Origin of the sequence: Collinsella sp. An268, from assembly GCF_002159765.1 — a bacterium.
Lineage (GTDB): Bacteria > Actinomycetota > Coriobacteriia > Coriobacteriales > Coriobacteriaceae > Coprousia.
The window spans coordinates 27887-43510 of sequence record NZ_NFJH01000010.1 but is presented as its reverse complement, the minus strand read 5'-3'; the positions used below and the strand labels follow the sequence as shown (position 1 = coordinate 43510).

General features: G+C 66.5%; 10 protein-coding genes and 1 other RNA gene. 7 read left to right on the top strand and 4 right to left on the bottom strand.

The genetic code is table 11. The features are described 5' to 3' along the window. Nucleotides 1-32 precede the first annotated feature (32 nt). From tadA to B5F70_RS08360, 4 genes are all read left to right on the top strand, one after another. The gene (gene tadA / locus B5F70_RS08375; protein ID WP_241145953.1) at nt 33-1823 is read left to right on the top strand and encodes a tRNA adenosine(34) deaminase TadA; all 1791 of its coding nucleotides are present in this window, start codon (nt 33-35) and stop codon (nt 1821-1823) included. 149 nt (nt 1824-1972) lie between these two features. Further along, an RNA gene (ffs, locus tag B5F70_RS08370) (signal recognition particle sRNA small type) lies at nt 1973-2066 on the top strand. Nucleotides 2067-2309: 243 nt separating this feature from the next. After that, complete coding sequence (locus B5F70_RS08365; protein WP_087205122.1) at nt 2310-4208, top strand: ABC transporter ATP-binding protein; 1899 nt, start codon at nt 2310-2312, stop codon at nt 4206-4208. Then, nucleotides 4201-6051, top strand: coding sequence for an ABC transporter ATP-binding protein (locus B5F70_RS08360; protein WP_087205121.1), 1851 nt, complete (start codon nt 4201-4203; stop codon nt 6049-6051). The genes B5F70_RS08365 and B5F70_RS08360 overlap by 8 nt, the downstream gene beginning before the upstream one ends. A 66-nt stretch (nt 6052-6117) precedes the next feature. On the opposite strand, the gene B5F70_RS08355 is transcribed toward B5F70_RS08360, so the two are convergent. Then, nucleotides 6118-6675: an ATP-binding cassette domain-containing protein gene (locus tag B5F70_RS08355; RefSeq protein ID WP_087205120.1), complete on the bottom strand. Its 558-nt coding sequence runs from the start codon at nt 6673-6675 to the stop codon at nt 6118-6120. A 146-nt stretch (nt 6676-6821) separates the two neighbouring features. On the opposite strand from B5F70_RS08355, the gene bilS reads away from it, so the two are divergent. Further along, nucleotides 6822-7355: a flavodoxin family protein BilS gene (gene bilS, locus B5F70_RS08350; protein WP_087205119.1), complete on the top strand. Its 534-nt coding sequence runs from the start codon at nt 6822-6824 to the stop codon at nt 7353-7355. Nucleotides 7356-7500: 145 nt separating this feature from the next. Beyond that, the gene (locus B5F70_RS08345; protein ID WP_087205118.1) at nt 7501-8268 is read left to right on the top strand and encodes a tyrosine-protein phosphatase; all 768 of its coding nucleotides are present in this window, start codon (nt 7501-7503) and stop codon (nt 8266-8268) included. Between the two features lie 38 nt (nt 8269-8306). Here B5F70_RS08345 and B5F70_RS08340 read toward each other — a convergent pair whose 3' ends face one another. Further along, nucleotides 8307-10529, bottom strand: a complete 2223-nt coding sequence (locus B5F70_RS08340; protein ID WP_087205117.1) for an LTA synthase family protein — start codon at nt 10527-10529, stop codon at nt 8307-8309. 265 nt (nt 10530-10794) lie between these two features. Here B5F70_RS08340 and B5F70_RS08335 point away from each other — a divergent pair, with 265 nt between their 5' ends. Next, nucleotides 10795-11610: a nitroreductase family protein gene (locus B5F70_RS08335; RefSeq protein ID WP_241145952.1), complete on the top strand. Its 816-nt coding sequence runs from the start codon at nt 10795-10797 to the stop codon at nt 11608-11610. A gap of 624 nt (nt 11611-12234) precedes the next feature. Here the strand turns inward: B5F70_RS08335 and B5F70_RS08330 are convergent. Both B5F70_RS08330 and B5F70_RS08325 read right to left on the bottom strand, forming a co-directional pair. After that, on the bottom strand, nt 12235-14202 hold the full coding sequence (locus B5F70_RS08330) for a KUP/HAK/KT family potassium transporter (RefSeq protein ID WP_241145958.1): 1968 nt from the start codon (nt 14200-14202) through the stop codon (nt 12235-12237). A 239-nt stretch (nt 14203-14441) separates the two neighbouring features. After that, entirely contained in the window at nt 14442-15581 is a 1140-nt protein-coding gene (locus B5F70_RS08325) for a class I SAM-dependent methyltransferase (RefSeq protein WP_087205114.1), read from the bottom strand. Nucleotides 15582-15624: the final 43 nt, after the last annotated feature.

Below are 15624 nucleotides of genomic sequence, written 5' to 3'. Positions count from 1 at the left end.
GAATAGGCGAAGATGGCGAAAAGGAGCATGCGTTGAGCGAGCACACCGGGGACGTAACTATGAGCGGCGACGCGTGCGCGGCAGAGGACGAGCGCTATATGCGCGAGGCGCTGGCCGAGGCGCGCGCGGCGGCAGCCGAGGGCGAGGTGCCCATCGGTGCGGTCGTGGTGTGCGGGGGCGCGGTGATCGCGCGCGCTCATAATCGGCGCGAGGCCGATGCCGACCCTTCTGCGCACGCCGAGTTTCGCGCGATGACCGAGGCGGCGCGCGTGCTCGGCCGCTGGCGCCTTACCGGCTGCACCGTCTACGTGACGCTTGAGCCGTGCTGCATGTGCGCGGGCCTTATGGTCAATGCGCGCATCGACCGCTGCGTGTACGGCGCGGCCGATCCCAAGGGCGGGGCTGCGGGCACGCTCTACCACCTCAATAACGATGCGCGCCTGAACCATGCCTTTCCGGTGACGTCGGGCGTGCTGGCCGGTTCGTGCGCCGAGCTGCTGCGCTCGTTTTTTGCCGAGCGCCGGGTGCGTGGTACGCGCCCCGTGGACGAGGGGACCGCTTGCGGCCCCGCGCCCGAGTCCGGCGCGCCCACATGTGCGGCGACCCATCGTGCGGCGCTGCGCGTGCTGCTCGCGGTCGACTCCTTTAAGGGCTCCGCAACGAGCGTTGAGACAGAGGCGTGGCTCGCCGAGGGGCTGAGCAAAGCGGCGCCGGATGCCCGGCTGACCAGCCTGCCGGTGGCAGACGGCGGCGAGGGCACGCTCGAGGCCGTGCACGCTGCGTGTGGGGGAGAGGTGGTCGAGCGCTCGGTCGCGGGCCCCTTGGGCGATGCAGTGGCAGCGGCTTATGTGCGCGCGCATGATGCCGACGACCGGCCCATCGCGGTTATAGAGATGGCGCGCGCCGCGGGTCTTGCCCTATCCGACGCATCTGAGGCGTCGGCGTTTGCGGCGACCACGTATGGCGTGGGCGAGCTCGTGCGTGCGGCCGTGGCAGAAGGGGCCCGCACGGTGTATCTCGGCTTGGGTGGCAGCGCCACCAACGATGGCGGAGCGGGCTTCTTGCGGGCGCTCGGAGCGGAGCTGGTGCAAAAGGACGGTGCGCCGCTTGCCCCGGGACTGGCAGGGCTTGAGCGCGCGGCCCATATCGACCTCGCCCCGGCGCGGCGCCTTATCGCGGGCGTCGAGCTTATCGCGCTGACCGACGTGCGGAGTCCTCTTCTGGGGCGCCGCGGTGCGCTGCGCGTATTTGGCCCGCAGAAGGGGATGCCTCGGGAGGGCGTGCGCCTCGAGGAGGCCGAGCGCTGGATGACAGGCTATGCCGGCTTGCTGACGCGGGCGCGCGACGCCCTCGACGGCACGGATCTTGCCGTGGGCGCCCCCGGGGCGCGGCCCCGCTCGCTTGCGGGCGTTCCGGGCGCCGGCGCGGCGGGCGGCTTGGGCGCGGCGGTTCTCGCGCTGGGGGGCACGCTTGTGTCCGGCATCGATGCGGTGCTCGACCTGGCTGGATTCGATGACGAGGCGCGTGCGGCGGACCTCATTATCACAGGCGAGGGTGCGCTCGACGAGCAGACGGCAGCCGGTAAGGTCCCCGTGGGTGTGGCGCGACGCGCCAAACGGGTCAACCCGCATGCGCGCGTCGTCGCGGTCGCCGGCGCACGTGCCGACGACCTCGCCGCCGTATACGATGCGGGCATCGACCTCGTCCTTCCCATCCTGCGCCGGCCGATGGCGCTTTCCGAGGCGCTTGAGCCCGCCGAGGCCCGCGCGAACCTCGTCGCGGCGGGCGAGGAGGCCATGCGCGCCTATCTTTTGGGCAGGTGACGCCCCGCCGGGGAGCCTGCCCGTGCGCGGGCGCCCGCGCTTGCGGCGCCGGCCCTGCGTCAGGACCGGCCCTTTCAGAAGGAGAAATCGCGCACCCCTCGACGTGGCGCGCGTAAGCGGGTAGTATAGGTATTCACGCCCTGTGCGTTCGATGGGTTCGGGTGACGATATGTTCCGAACCTGGTCAGGTCCGGGAGGAAGCAGCCATAAGGAGCCTCTGCCGGGCACCCGTTCCCATCGAGAGCACAGGGCGTCTTTTTTTGTTGACGCATCGCAGCATGCGGCGCTCGTCACGGGGCGCGGGCTGCCGGGACGCAGAGAGCGCGCCGTGCGCGGGCCCCGTCCTTTCAACGGGTCGTGAAAACAGAGCGTGCCATCGCGCCAAAAACGCGTCGCGCCGTTACATGCCGTATCATAATGACGTTTGGGCGGCAGAGGGCGCGGCCGCTCGTCAGGCATAGCCGCAGCGCCCACGTGTGAGGTTGTATGCTCCAGCTCGCCCGTCGCTTCTTTGGGCGGTTTCGCCTAAATCTCATCTTGGGACCGCTCTGCAAGCTCATCGAGGTGGTATTCGATGTGCTCACGCCGCTCGTGGTCGCGCGCATGATCGATGAGGGCGTCGGCCAGCACAGCCTGTCCACCGTGCTGTTCTACGGTGCCGTGCTCGCCCTGTTTGCGCTGGTGGGCATCGCCTTCGCCCTTGTCTGTCAAAAGATGGCGAGCCGCGCATCCCAAGGTATCGGAACGGATATCCGGCGCGCCCTCTATCAGCACATCAACACGCTTTCGTACGCCGAGATCGACCGGTTTGGCACCCCGTCGCTCGTGACGCGCATCACAAACGACGTCAACCAGGTCCAGCTCGCCGTGGCGCTCGCCATCCGCCAGCTCATCCGCTGGCCGCTGCTTGCGGCGGGCTCGATGCTCGCCGCGCTCATGATCGACTGGCGGCTCGGGCTTATCTTCCTGGTGTCCACGCCTCTCATCGCCGGTGTGTTCTGGTGGGTGATGGCGCGGTGCATCCCGTACTTCGCCGAGCTGCAGGCAAAACTCGATCGCCTGGCGCTCCTCACGCGCGAGGGGCTCTCGGGTGTGCGCGTCATCCGGGCGTTTGCGCGCGAGGAGCATGAGCGCAAGCGTTTCCGCCGTGCCGCGGACGACCAGGCGGCGGTCGCCATCGCGGTGGGAAAGCTCTCATCGCTTCTGAACCCGGTCACGTTTCTCGTGCTGAACCTCGCCATCTGCGCCATCCTGTGGCAGGGCGGGCATCTGGTCGACGGGGGCGAGCTCACGCAGGGCGAGGTCATGGCGTTTGTGAACTACATGACGCAGACGCTGCTCTCCATCGTCTATGTGGCAAACCTTGTTGTGGTGTTTACCAAGGCGGCCGCCTCGGCGACCCGCATCAACGAGGTGCTCGACTGCGCGCCCTCGATCGTCGATCCGCAGGACGCGCCCCGTGCCCCGGCTCCGGGCCGTGTCGCGCCAGATACGCCCGCCCTCCGCATGGTCGGCGCCTCCTTTACCTACCCGGGGGCGCTGCGCCCCGCCGTCGCGGGCGTGGACGCGGTGCTCATGCCCGGCCAGACGCTCGGCATCATCGGCGGCACGGGCTCAGGCAAGTCGACGCTCGTGAGCCTCATCCCGCGCCTCTACGATGTGACTGAAGGTACGGTCGAGCTATTCGGTCGCGATGTGCGCGCCTGGCCGCTCGCAGAGCTCCGTCGGGTCATCGGCATCGTCCCGCAGCAGGCGAGTCTTGTCTCCGGCACCATCCGCTCCAATCTGCGGTGGCGCGATCCCCAGGCAGGCGACGATGCGCTGTGGCGGGCGCTCGAGATGGCTCAGGCGGCCGATTTCGTACGCGCCAACCCCCAAGGGCTCGACGCACCCGTCGAGGCGGCAGGCAAGAATTTCTCCGGCGGCCAGCGGCAGCGCCTCACCATTGCGCGGGCGCTCGTGGGAGATCCGGCGGTGCTCATTTTGGATGACTCCGCCTCCGCCCTTGACTTCAAGACCGATGCGGCGCTGCGCCATGCCCTGCGTGCGCGGGCGCGCGTCGGCGGGGCGGGCGATGCTGCCGGCGCCCGAGACGGCGATGCACCCCTCACCACGGTCATCGTAAGTCAGCGCATCTCCTCGGTGCGCGAGGCGGACCTCATCTGCGTGATGCGCCGCGGGGCGGTCGTGGGGCTTGGCTCGCACGACGAGCTCATGCGTTCCTGCGGCGTGTACCAGGAGATTTTCTACTCGCAGTTCAAGCGGGAGACAGAGGCGCCTCACGGGTCCGATGCACGAGCCGCCTCCGCGCCCGCCCCGTCCGAGGCGGTTGATGCGGCGCCTCGCTCCCCATTTCTCGTTGAGGAGGTGACCGACCGTGCCTAATCCGTATGCCTCCACGGGATCGGTGGCAACCGTGACCTCAAGCATCGCCGGCGGCGCCGATACGCTCACGCCCGGCGGCGCGGGCGGGGTGCCGCCCCTCTCCACCGCCACCGTTGTCCGGCGCCTCGCTGCCTATGTACGCCCGCATGCGGCGCTGCTCATCCTGTCGTTTGCAGCCGCCGCCGTGTCGGTCGTCCTGCAGCTTCTCGTCCCCATTCAAATCGGGCGCGCCATCGACCTTATCATAGGCCCCGGCCGCATCGACTTTGCCGCGCTGCTTGCGCTTGCCGTCCAGCTTGCCGCCGTGGTGGCGGCCGCGGCGGCAACGCAGTGGCTGCAGGGCTACGGCATCAACCGCCTGTCGTACCGCACGGTGCGCGACATGCGCGTTCAGACGAGCGAGAAGATCGGCCGCATGCCGCTTTCGTTCATCGACGGCCATCCGCACGGCGACCTCATCTCGCGCGTGGTCAATGACGTCGACCAGGTGGGCGACGGCCTGCTCCAGGGTCTCACCAACCTCTTTACGGGCGTCGTCACCATCGTGGGCACGCTCGTCTTCATGCTCTCGGTTTCTGTCCCCATGGCCGTCGTCGTGGTGCTCGTGACGCCGCTCTCCATTGTGGCGGCAGGCCTTATCGCCAAGCTCTCCAACAAGAGCTTCGCCGCCCAGCAGCGCATCCAGGGCGAGCTCGGCGGCCATGTGGAGGAGTACGTCGGCCAACAGCGCCTCGTGGTCGCCTTTGGCTTTGCCCCTCGCGCCGAAGAGCGGTTCGATCGGCTCAACAGCGAGCTGTACACCGCCGGCGAGCGCGCGCAGTTCTTAAGTTCGCTCTCCAACCCCGGTACGCGCTTCATCAACAACATCATCTACGCCGTGGTGGGCGTCATCGGGTGCGCATGCGTCATAACCGGGTGGCCCGCGCCCCTCACCGTGGGCGGCGTGCAGACGTTTTTGAGCTACGCCAACCAATACACCAAGCCGTTTAACGAGGTCACAAGCGTCATCACGCAGATTCAGACCGCGTTTGCCTCGGCGCGGCGCGTCTTTGCGCTCGTGGATGCGGCGGAGGAGGAGCCCGACGCCCCCGATGCCGTCGAGCTCGCCCGTCCGCGCGGCGACGTGACGCTCGCGCATGTCGATTTCTCTTACGTGCCCGCGCGTCCGCTGCTGCGCGACATCTGCGTGCACGCGGCTCCGGGTGCGCGCATCGCGCTCGTGGGCCCCACGGGCTGCGGCAAGACGACGCTCATCAACCTGCTTCTGCGCTTCTACGACGTCGATGCCGGGCAGATTCTGCTCGACGGACACGACATACGCACCCTCACCCGGCGGAGCCTCCGCGCCGCCTTTGGCATGGTGCTGCAGGACACCTGGCTGTTTGAGGGGACGGTGGCCGAGAACATCGCCTACGGCAGACCGGATGCCTCGCGCGACGAGGTCATCGCCGCGGCCGAGCGTGCACACGCCGACTCGTTTATCCGTGCGCTGCCCCACGGATACGACACCGTCATCGGCGAGGACGGCGGCGCGTTCTCGCAGGGCCAAAGGCAGCTCCTCTCAATCGCGCGCATCATGCTCACCGATCCGGCGATCCTCATTCTCGACGAGGCGACGAGCTCCATCGACACGCGCACCGAGCTGCAGGTGCAGGAGGCGTTCGACCGGCTGATGGCGGGAAGGACGAGTTTTGTGGTGGCGCACCGCCTCTCCACCATCCGCAACGCCGACTGCATCCTCATGATGCGCGACGGGCAGATAGTGGAGCGCGGCACGCACGACGAGCTTCTCGCCCGCGGCGGCGCGTACGCCGAGCTCTATAACGCGCAGTTCGCCGAGTAGGCGCCCGCCGAGCCGGGAGCAGCGACTCGCGGGCGGGGGCGTATCCGCAGGGTCCCCTCGGCGGGTTCAGTCCCGGTAGAGGCGATTGTAGAGCTCAAGCGCCCGTGCGGAGCCGCGTGAGGGGTCGTGCTCGATGAGACCGCGGTCTTTGATGAAGAGGATGCGGTCAGCAATGGCGTCGACGTTCTCCAGGATGTGCGAGCTCATTACCACGGCGGTTCCGTGGCGCGCAAGATTGCGCAGAATCTGCGAGTGGAGCTGCACATTGGTGGGGTCGAGGGCGTTCATAGGTTCGTCGAGCAAGAGGTATCGTGCGTTGGTGAGATAGGCAATGGCGAGCGTAAGCTGCTGCTTCATGCCCTGCGAGAGTGCGCGGACGCGCTTGTGCGCAAACGTGTCGACGCCGGTGCGCTGCGCCACAACGTCTGGGTCGAGCGGGCTCGCCCAGAGGCGGGCCGCCATGCGCAGGTGGTCGCGTGCCGTGAGGCCGGCGTAGAGAAGCGTCGCGTCGCCCGGTGCGTAGAAGACGAGACGGCGCAGTGCGCTCCCGTTGCGCGGCCCGATGCCGTCGACGTCGAGCGCGCCGCGCGCCCGAGCCCTCCCTTCCCGTGCCGTTGTCCCCATCGTACCCAAAAGGGATGTACGCTGCGCATACGATATGGAAGCGGCGCGGGGTGACGCGTCTTTGGCTGTTTGGGTACAACTGACGGCAGACAGATTGACGCGAGGCGGCGCATGCCCCGTCGCGGCACGTGGAAAGGACGTTCGGTATGAGGTACGCAATCGTATGGGCAAGCAAGGGCGGCAACACCCGCCAAGTGGGAGAAGCGCTCGCGGATGCGCTGCGCGCGGCGGGGTGCGACTGCACCTATGCGGGCGAGGTGCCCGCTGAGGGCTCGACGGAGGAAGCCGCCGTGTTGGCAGCGGAATGCGTGCTCGCCGGATCGTGGACCGACAAGGGAGACTGCGATGCGGCGCTCGCAACGCTTCTCGGCAAGCTCGGGGGCAAGCGCGTCTTCCTCTTTGGTACGGCGGGCTTTGGTGGCGACCCGGCGTACTTCGAGCGGCTCCTCGGCATCTTTGCCCAGCATCTTCCGGCGACGGCCGAGCTTGCGGGCGGGGCGATGTGCCAGGGGAAGATGGGCGCCGGCGTCCGTCGTCGCTACGAGGGCATGCTCGCCGAGAATCCGGACGATGCGCGCGCCCAGGCCATGATCGCCAATTTCGATGCGGCGCTCGCGCACCCCACGACAGAGGACCTCGCACGCATCGTGGCGTCGGCGCGTGAGTCGCTCGGCTGGTAGCGCTCGGCAGCGGTCCGCATGCCGCCCTCGCAGGGTCTTTGTAAGGGCTGCATAAAGTACGCTTAAGGTCTGCGCAGGCGCGCAATGGGGCAAAACGGTTGCGATATACTTATGTTTTACGTGTCGTCCCACCGAAAGGCCTCTTATGAGCGCCCTCGCGCACACATCGGAACCCCTGCCGCTTCGCGGCGCCCATAACGTGCGCGATCTGGGTGGGTACTCCTATGTGGCGTCAGATGGCGTGCGGGGTGTCACGGTGTCGCACGTATATCTTCGCTCCGGATCGCTTACGCGTTTGACGCGCCACGACCGCGCGGTGCTGCGCGCCTACGGCCTCACCCGTGTGATCGACGTTCGCAGCAACCTCGAGCTCAAGGTCTTTCCCGACCCGTATCGTCGCCGCCCTGAGCCGGGGGTCGACTACCTTCACATCCCCATGATGGATCAGCTCAACTCCAACGGCTTCCAAGGGCTGTTGCCCGAGAGCATGTTCGCGGTCTATCGCGACTTGCTCGATGACGGACGGTCGGGGTTCCGGGCGCTTGTCGATGCGCTCGACACCGCGCCCGGCTGCACGCTCTTCCATTGCCGCGTGGGGAAGGACCGCACGGGCGTCATCGCCATGCTGCTGCTCGATCTCGCAGGCGTCTCTGAGGCGGAGATTGTGGCGGATTATGCCGTCAGCGAGCGCTATATGGGAGGCTTTCTGCGCCTTCAGCGCGTCGGCGCGTCGATCCTCACGCGTCGTGTCGTGCCAAAATGCCTGTTTGAGGCGGCGCCGCATGAGATGGAGCGCACCTATGCGTACCTGTACGAGCGCTACGGCGGCGCCCGGCGCTACCTGACCGAGGCCGTGGGCTGCCAGCCCGCCGCCGTCGAGCGCTTGGCGCGCCGCCTGCAGGGCCGCCCATAGCAGACGGCCCTGCGGCCGAGCGGTCGCAGGGCACGTTGTTACTTGATTTTGGTGGTGCCGGGCGCGAGGTTGGGATCCGTCTCGTTCGCAGCGCCCTGCAGTGTCTTGGTAAAGATACCGTCGCCGTGATCAAACAGCTTGAGATATTGGATGCGCGAGAGGTCATCGCGAGTGTTGACGGCGGCGTCGCCCGCCTCCGTCGTCGCGGCCTCCGTAGTGGCACCCGTCATATACCATGTGCCGCGCGCGTCGCAAAAACCGGTGGTGTTGATCGCGGACATGCTGGTACGGGCCGTGATCTGGGCCTTCTGGTAATCGGTAAGCGGGGCCCCCACCAGTTGCATCATAAGCGAGCCAAGGTAGTTGGTCGACGTGTCAATCTCCTCGCTGGTCTGGTCGCAACCGGCGACGTCGTAATTCGCCCAGATGACGTAATCCGTCTGCCACAGGCGCTCGGCATGCGTCGCCTCGTCCTCGTTCGTAAACCAGGCGTCGTTGTACCGGTCGGGGAAGAACGGCTGATGGTCGCCAAAGAACACCACGATCACCTTGCGGTCGAGGTTGCGCAGCTGCTCGATAAACTGCTCGAGCGCGCGGTCGGACTCATCAATCAGGGCGAGGTATTCGTTGACCTCGGCGTCGTATACGCCGTCGATGCGGTAGTCGGTCTGCTTGTCGGCCGGCAGGAGCCCGGTGGTGTAGCCTGAGTGGTTCTGCATCGTCACGTCAAAGATGAACTGCGGGTTCTCGTTTTGATCGAGCAGCTCCAGAATCTTGTCGTAGGTGGCTTCGTCGGTCACCATGCCGCGCAGGCGGTCCGCGCCCTCAAAGTCCTCGATGGTGAGGAAGTCGTCAAATCCAAAGTCGCGGTAGACGTTCTCACGGTTCCAGTTGGTGCCGTGGTTGGGGTGCATGGCGGTCGTCGTGTAGCCCAGATCGCTGAACTGCTGGGCGAGGTTCTCGGTCTGGGTGAGGTTGTAGGTCGAGAACGGGTACACGCCGTTGCCGAGGTAGGCCATGGAGTTGCCCGTCAAAAACTCGAACTCGGTGTTGCAGGTGCCGCCGCCGTAGGCGGACACGTAGAGCGTGCCGCGCGCCACGGCGTCCGAGATGCTCTTAAAGAACGTGGGGCCCTCGTAGCCTGCGTGCAGGTTCTGATAGATGGAGAGGTCGGAGAACGTCTCGTTCATGATGGCGATGACGGTAGGCTGCTCCTCGTCAAACTGCGCGGTCGCCTGAGCGCGCTCGTCGCTTGCCCCGGCGCCCTCGTCAAAGCTTTCGGCGTAGCTTTCGAGCAGCTTCTCGGCCTCGGAGGTCTGATAGTCGTGTGGCTTGGGCGGGATGATGGTCTGCGCGCTCGTGATAAACGAGGGCAGGTAGCCCTGGCGGTAGAAGCTCTCGAGCGGGCGCCACGTATAGATCTGGATGCCGAGGGTGTTGTAGTAATCGATGAGGGTGACGTGCGCGGTGATGCCGCCGAGGCAGAGCACGCCCACGAGGAGGTTCACCGCAAGGCCGCGCCGGCTGCGCGCCGCACGCTCCGGCCGCGAGAACCCGGCGAGGATGATGAAGGCGATGGCGAGGCCGGTGCATCCGATGCCGTACAGGCAGTATGCCGAGAGCGTATACGTGTAACCGGCGCTCACGGCGGCGGCGGTGCCGAGGGCAAAGAGGTCGCCCGGCTGGATGGGCATCGACTTGAAGAGGATGACAAAGTACTCGGCGAGGCCCAGGATGCCGAGTCCGAGGGCGAGGATGGAGCTCGGCGTGGAGCGGCGCTGGAACAGGAAGAACAGGCCGGCAAGCGCAGCGGTGATAAGGCAGTATTCCAGCAAGAGGCAAAGCGGATGCATCCACGTGAGGTTGTGGTTGCTGGGGATCTCGAGCCCGAGGGTGGCGCAGGCGCCGGCAAGCGCAAGGCAGATGACGGTAGCGATCACCGGATGGGGGAAGGCGCCGCCGGAAGCCGTGAGGGCGGTGAGGCGTGCCGCGAGGTACGGACGCGCAAAGCACGAGACCGCTGCGGCGGTGAGCAGCACCTGCGCCACAAGGGCGGAGAGAGCATCGTCCTGGACAAAGCCAAGGGCGGCCCATACGCCGAGGAAGAGCTGGATGGTAGCGAGGATGCCGCCCCAGATAAGCCCGCTCACGCGGAAGCGCGCAGAAGTGTCTGCCTGGGTGGCGGCAAGGCGCCGGTTGGCAAAGATGCCGAGGACGATGCTCGCGACGCAGCCGATAACGCTGAGGATGGCGACGATCATGACGACCTTCAATTCTTCGGGGTGCGGTCTTAGGTGATTGCTGACCGGCACCTGATGAAACGATGACAAACCAACGACCTATCCTATCCTTCAGCTGTCAAGAAATTGTCGACACGGGGCCCATCCGCCGAAAAGCTATATCGCATAAGGTGTGCATAAGCCGCCGGCTCCGGCGGTGCGGCGCGGTAAGATGGCGAGAGCGGGGCGCGCGGCAGGCCACGGTGCCGGTTGCGGCGCGCAGGCACGGTGCAAGGAGGAGGCCGCTATGGAGCCAGAGAGTAGGTATCGGGAGATGCCCGCCTGCTATAACGACAACGAGACGCTCGCGTGCATCGCGCGCCGCTCGTCCACGCGCGCGTTTGACCCGATGCGTCCGCCCACCGAGGAGCAGCGCGCGGCGGTGCTGCACGCGGCGTCGCGTGCGCCGAGCGCCGGGGCCATGATGCTGTACTCGATTATCGACATCCAAGAGCGGACGACGCTCGAGCGCCTCGCGGTGCTTTGCGACGATCAGCCGTTTATTGCCAAGGCGCCGTGGGCGCTCGTGTTCGTGGTGGACTACGCCAAGTGGATGGACCTGTTTGCCGCGCTGGAGCTCGCAGCCGATGAGCCTCGGGGTATACGGCCTCCCGGGCGCGGCGAGCTCGCGATTGCGGCGCAGGACGCCGTCGCCGCGGCGCAGACCGCGGTCATCGCCGCCGAGGCGGTGGGGCTTGGCAGCTGTTATATCGGCGACGTGGTCGAAAACGCCGAGGACGTGGCCGAGCTGCTCGATCTGCCGCCCTATACGCTGCCCCTGTCGATGCTCGTTATCGGCACGCCCGCTAAGGAGCGGCCGGTAACACCGCATGCGGTTGAGAACCTGGTGATGTCCGAGCGCTATCGGCGTGCGGACGCAGCCACGCGCGCGGCGCAGGTGGCCGAAATGGATGCCCTCTATCGCCCGCATGCGACGGAGCCGGGCGCGCGTGTGCAAGATATCTATCACCGCAAGCATATGAGTGCCTTTATGGCGGAGATGGATCGCTCGCTCGCACGCTGGTGCGCCAATTGGACGGGCGAGGGGTCGCTGCGAGTGTAGGGGCGCACGACCTGTGGCGCAGGGGCCGTGCCTCTGGCGTACGTGCGGCGGGTGGTGTCTCGCGGCGGTGAGTGGGGGCGCCGAGCGGTGCCGCCCGACGAGAAACGGGCAGCCGCCGGGCGGTTTCTCGCAGGATGGCACCGCCCGGCATGTTCCCGCGGTCCGACGCCCCGCGCCGCCGTACATCGCCGCGTACATTGCGAGGCCTTTTGCCGGGACGCTGGTGCAATATCGCGCGCAATGCACCCGGAAATGCGCTGCAGAGGAGAAAACGGACCCGGGAGTACATTGCGAGGGTAAATGTACGGCCCGCTACCTGCGGTTTTGTCGACCGTACATTACCGCGCACATTGACGGGTTCTTTGCCGCGGGAAATGTACCGGGGCCCGGGCAAAACGCGCGGCAATGTGCGCGCGAATGTACGGTCGGGCCGCTGAGCCGCGGGCGACCGTGCGGGCGCGGGGGACCGCAGGGCCGCGGAGGGCCGCGCGGGCGCAGGGCACGGCATCCGCTCCCCGCGGTGACGAATCCTTGGGGGCCGTACAGCGAATGTTCGGCATCGAGCACGAAAAACGCCCCTCTCGGCGTTCCGAGAGGGGCGCGGGCGATCAGATGCGCGCGAGGTTACGGGCGGTCGTTCGGCCCGATACGCTTCATGCGGGCGACCTCTTTAAACTTGGTGAACATTGGCACGTACTCGATGGACACGCTCGAGTTCTCGAGGCCGTACCAGCGCGCCGGCGAGCCCGCCCAGCGGCGGATTGCGTACTTGAGCGCGATGGCCGTGCGCTCGTGATGGTCGACGTCGCTCTCGGGCGAGAGGGTCTTGCGCAGCATGAAGAACATGAACGATCCCACGGGGCCCGGCTTCTTGTAGACCGAGTATTCATGCACCTGCGCGGGCAGCTCGCCCGTGGCGGAGAGGTCCTGCACCACTTGGCGGAGGTAGGCGTTCACGCGCTGCGGGACCTTGTAGCCAAGGTAGAGGTGGACGCGGTACACGTAGTCGGTGCCAAAGTTCTCCACCGAGTACGCGAAGGTGTGAGGCTCGTCCATCGTCTGGATGTTGAGGAACCACCAAGCTTTGGCGCGCTTGGGGTGCTTGTCCAGGATGGAGTAGAGGATGTCGCGGTCGAGAAAATCGGTGTTGGTGCCGTTGGTGAGGTAGACGAGGTTGTCGCTCACGAGGTCGTACGTGGTGTCGTGACGCAGGCGGTCGAGCTGGCCGAGGTAGTTCTTGATGGGGAGCAGCGTCGCCTGACGGCGCTCGACGGCGGTGCCGGCGTACCAGCAGAGCATGACGGCCATGATGAGGGCGGCCATGAGCAGCGTGAAGTAGCCGCCGTGGAAGAACTTGGTGAGCGACGAGACGAGGAACGAGCCCTCGAGCAGCGCGAAGAATGCCACGAAGACCCACGGGAACAGCTTGAGTTTGCGCAGCCTGTGCAGGTAGAAGAACAGCAGCAGGGTCGTGCAGAGCATCGTGATGGTGATGGCGAGGCCGTATGCCGCCTCCATGTGGGCCGAGCTCTGGAAGAGCAGCACCACGATGATGCAGCCGATCCACAGCACGTAGTTGACCATAGGGATGTAGAGCTGGCCCTTGGTCTCGGCAGGGTAGAACGTCTGCATGTGCGGCATGAGGTCGAGGCGGATCGCCTCGGAGACCAGGCTGAAGGCGCCGGTGATGAGCGCCTGCGAGGCAATGATGGCCGCGGCGGTGGAGAGCAGCACCGCAAACGGGCGGATGCCCGGGTCGAGCATCTGGAAGAACGGGTTCAGGTCCTCGATGGCGAGCAGCTCGGCGTTGCCCGCGTTGGAGAGCAGCCATGCACCCTGGCCGAGGTAGGAGAACAGAAGGCAAATCTTAACGAAGGGCCAGGTGGCGTAGATGTTGCCGCGACCGACGTGGCCCATGTCGGAGTAGAGCGCCTCGGCGCCGGTGGTGGCAAGAAAGCAGCTGCCCAGGATCATAAAGCCCGCATGGTTGTTGGGCGAGAGCAGAAATTGGATGCCGTAGAGCGGGTTGATGGCCAAAAACACAACGGGGTTGTCGAACACGTGCAAAAGACCCATGGCGCCCAAGAAGACAAACCAGAGCGTCATCACGGGGCCAAAGGCGCGGCCGATTTTGCTCGTACCGGCGCGCTGCACCACAAAGAGCAGGCAGATGATGGCGAGCGTGATGGCGACGACGTTCATCTGGTTATCGCCGATGATCTGGTAGACCTCGGGAATGGTGCGCAGACCCTCGATGGCCGTCGTCACCGTGACGGCGGGAGTGAGGATGCCGTCGGCCAGAAGCGCCGAGCCGCCGAGCATGGCGGGGATGATGAGCCACTTGCCAAAGCGACGCACGATGGAGTAGAGGGCGAAGATGCCGCCCTCGCCGTGGTTGTCCGCCTTGAGCGAGATGAGCACGTACTTGACGGTGGTGAGCAGCGTCACCGTCCAGATGACGAGCGACAGCGCGCCGAGCACGAACTCTTGGTTGACGCTCATGATGCCGCCGTTGCCGGCGACCAGCGCCTTGGTGACGTACATCGGCGAGGTGCCGATGTCGCCGTAGACGACGCCCAGCGTAACGAGCATGGCGCCGATGCTCACAGGAATCGCCGGATGCGCCCCGGCGCCGCCCTTCTCGGGCGCAGGCGATGTCAGCCCGCCCTTCGATTGCTTACTCATACCACTCCTCAACATACGGGACGGTTATCTGCGGTGACCGAGGTGAACACTCGTATGCAGCAGACAAGGGCCGAGACGCCCCCGGTGGGCATGCTCGGCCTATTGCATGGCATTATAGCTATTGCCAAGGGTATAGGCTAGGTCCTCTACCTGCGGTTGCGCGCCTGACGTACGAGGTAGCAGTGATGGATGCGGCGGTTGCGCGCGAAGTCCTCGGGAATGGTCTTCTCGGTGATGTCCACGAGCTCGATGCCGCGACGGCTAAGCTCGGCCACATCGGGCTTAAACGAGCGCAGGTTGCACGAGAAGATGGCCTCGCCCTCGGGGGTGAGGAGCGCCGCAACGCCGCTTACGAGCTCCACATGGTCGCGTTGCACGTCAAAGCTCGCGCGGTTCATGCGCGAGGAGTTGGAGAACGTGGGCGGGTCGCAGAAAATGAGGTCCCAACGGTTGCTGGGGTTTCGCCGCATCTGCCGGATCCAGGTCATGACGTCCGCGCGCACCATGTGATGCTCGGGACCGTCGAAGCCGTTGCGCACCATGTTGCGCTCGGCCCAGTCGAGGTAGGTGTTGGAGAGGTCGACGGTGACGGTCTCCTCTACGCCGGCATCGGCAGCGTAGCAGGTGGCGGTGCCCGTATAGGCAAAGAGGTTCAGAAACCAGCGCCGCCCGCGCGCATGCTCGCGCACGAGGCCGCGGGTCACGCGATGGTCGAGGAAGATGCCGGTGTCGAGGTAATCGTCGAAGTTCACCTCAAACGTGAGGCCTCCCTCGCGGATGAGGGGGTGTACGGCGGCGGCGCCGTCTGCGGGATGTGCCGCGCCGCGCCGCGCGGCGGGCGCCGGGCCGCCTGTGCCGCCGTGGCGCGCATCGGGGGCGCCGGCGAGCGCGTATTGCGAGCCGCCGCGGGCGCGCAGGCGCTCGCGGGCGTGCACATGGTCGGGCGCGACGCCGAGCACGCGGGGCGCGATGGCGAGGATGTCGGTCATGCGCGCGTGGGCGAGCTCGGGGTCTATGGTCTTGGGCGCCGCGTACTCGGCGATGACGAGCCAGCGCCCCGGGGTCTCGGGTGCGCCCTCAAAGAGATCGATGGCGGCGGCGTAGTCGGGCAGGTCGGCGTCGTAGACGCGGTAGCAGGTGACGCCCTCGCGCGCCGCCCACTTGCGCCGCAGCCGCGCGACCTTGATGAGGCGGCGGGCAAACTGCTCGGACTCGGGCACAAGGACAGGGATGGGCTTGCCCTGGCCAACGTCTACGGTGGTCTGGGGCGTGCGGTGCTCGATCATGGGCGCTCCTGTCGGTCGGTGTTCGCACCATTATAAAGAGTGG

What these genes read in the sequence shown, in the direction of transcription:
- B5F70_RS08365 (WP_087205122.1), top strand. Translation starts at nt 2,310, where the DNA reads ATGCTCCAGCTCGCCCGTCGCTTCTTTGGGCGGTTTCGCCTAAATCTC.
- B5F70_RS08355 (WP_087205120.1), bottom strand. Translation starts at nt 6,675, where the DNA reads ATGGGGACAACGGCACGGGAAGGGAGGGCTCGGGCGCGCGGCGCGCTC.
- bilS (WP_087205119.1), top strand. Translation starts at nt 6,822, where the DNA reads ATGAGGTACGCAATCGTATGGGCAAGCAAGGGCGGCAACACCCGCCAA.
- B5F70_RS08345 (WP_087205118.1), top strand. Translation starts at nt 7,501, where the DNA reads ATGAGCGCCCTCGCGCACACATCGGAACCCCTGCCGCTTCGCGGCGCC.
- B5F70_RS08340 (WP_087205117.1), bottom strand. Translation starts at nt 10,529, where the DNA reads ATGATCGTCGCCATCCTCAGCGTTATCGGCTGCGTCGCGAGCATCGTC.
- B5F70_RS08335 (WP_241145952.1), top strand. Translation starts at nt 10,795, where the DNA reads ATGGAGCCAGAGAGTAGGTATCGGGAGATGCCCGCCTGCTATAACGAC.
- B5F70_RS08330 (WP_241145958.1), bottom strand. Translation starts at nt 14,202, where the DNA reads ATGCTCGTTACGCTGGGCGTCGTCTACGGCGACATCGGCACCTCGCCG.
- B5F70_RS08325 (WP_087205114.1), bottom strand. Translation starts at nt 15,581, where the DNA reads ATGATCGAGCACCGCACGCCCCAGACCACCGTAGACGTTGGCCAGGGC.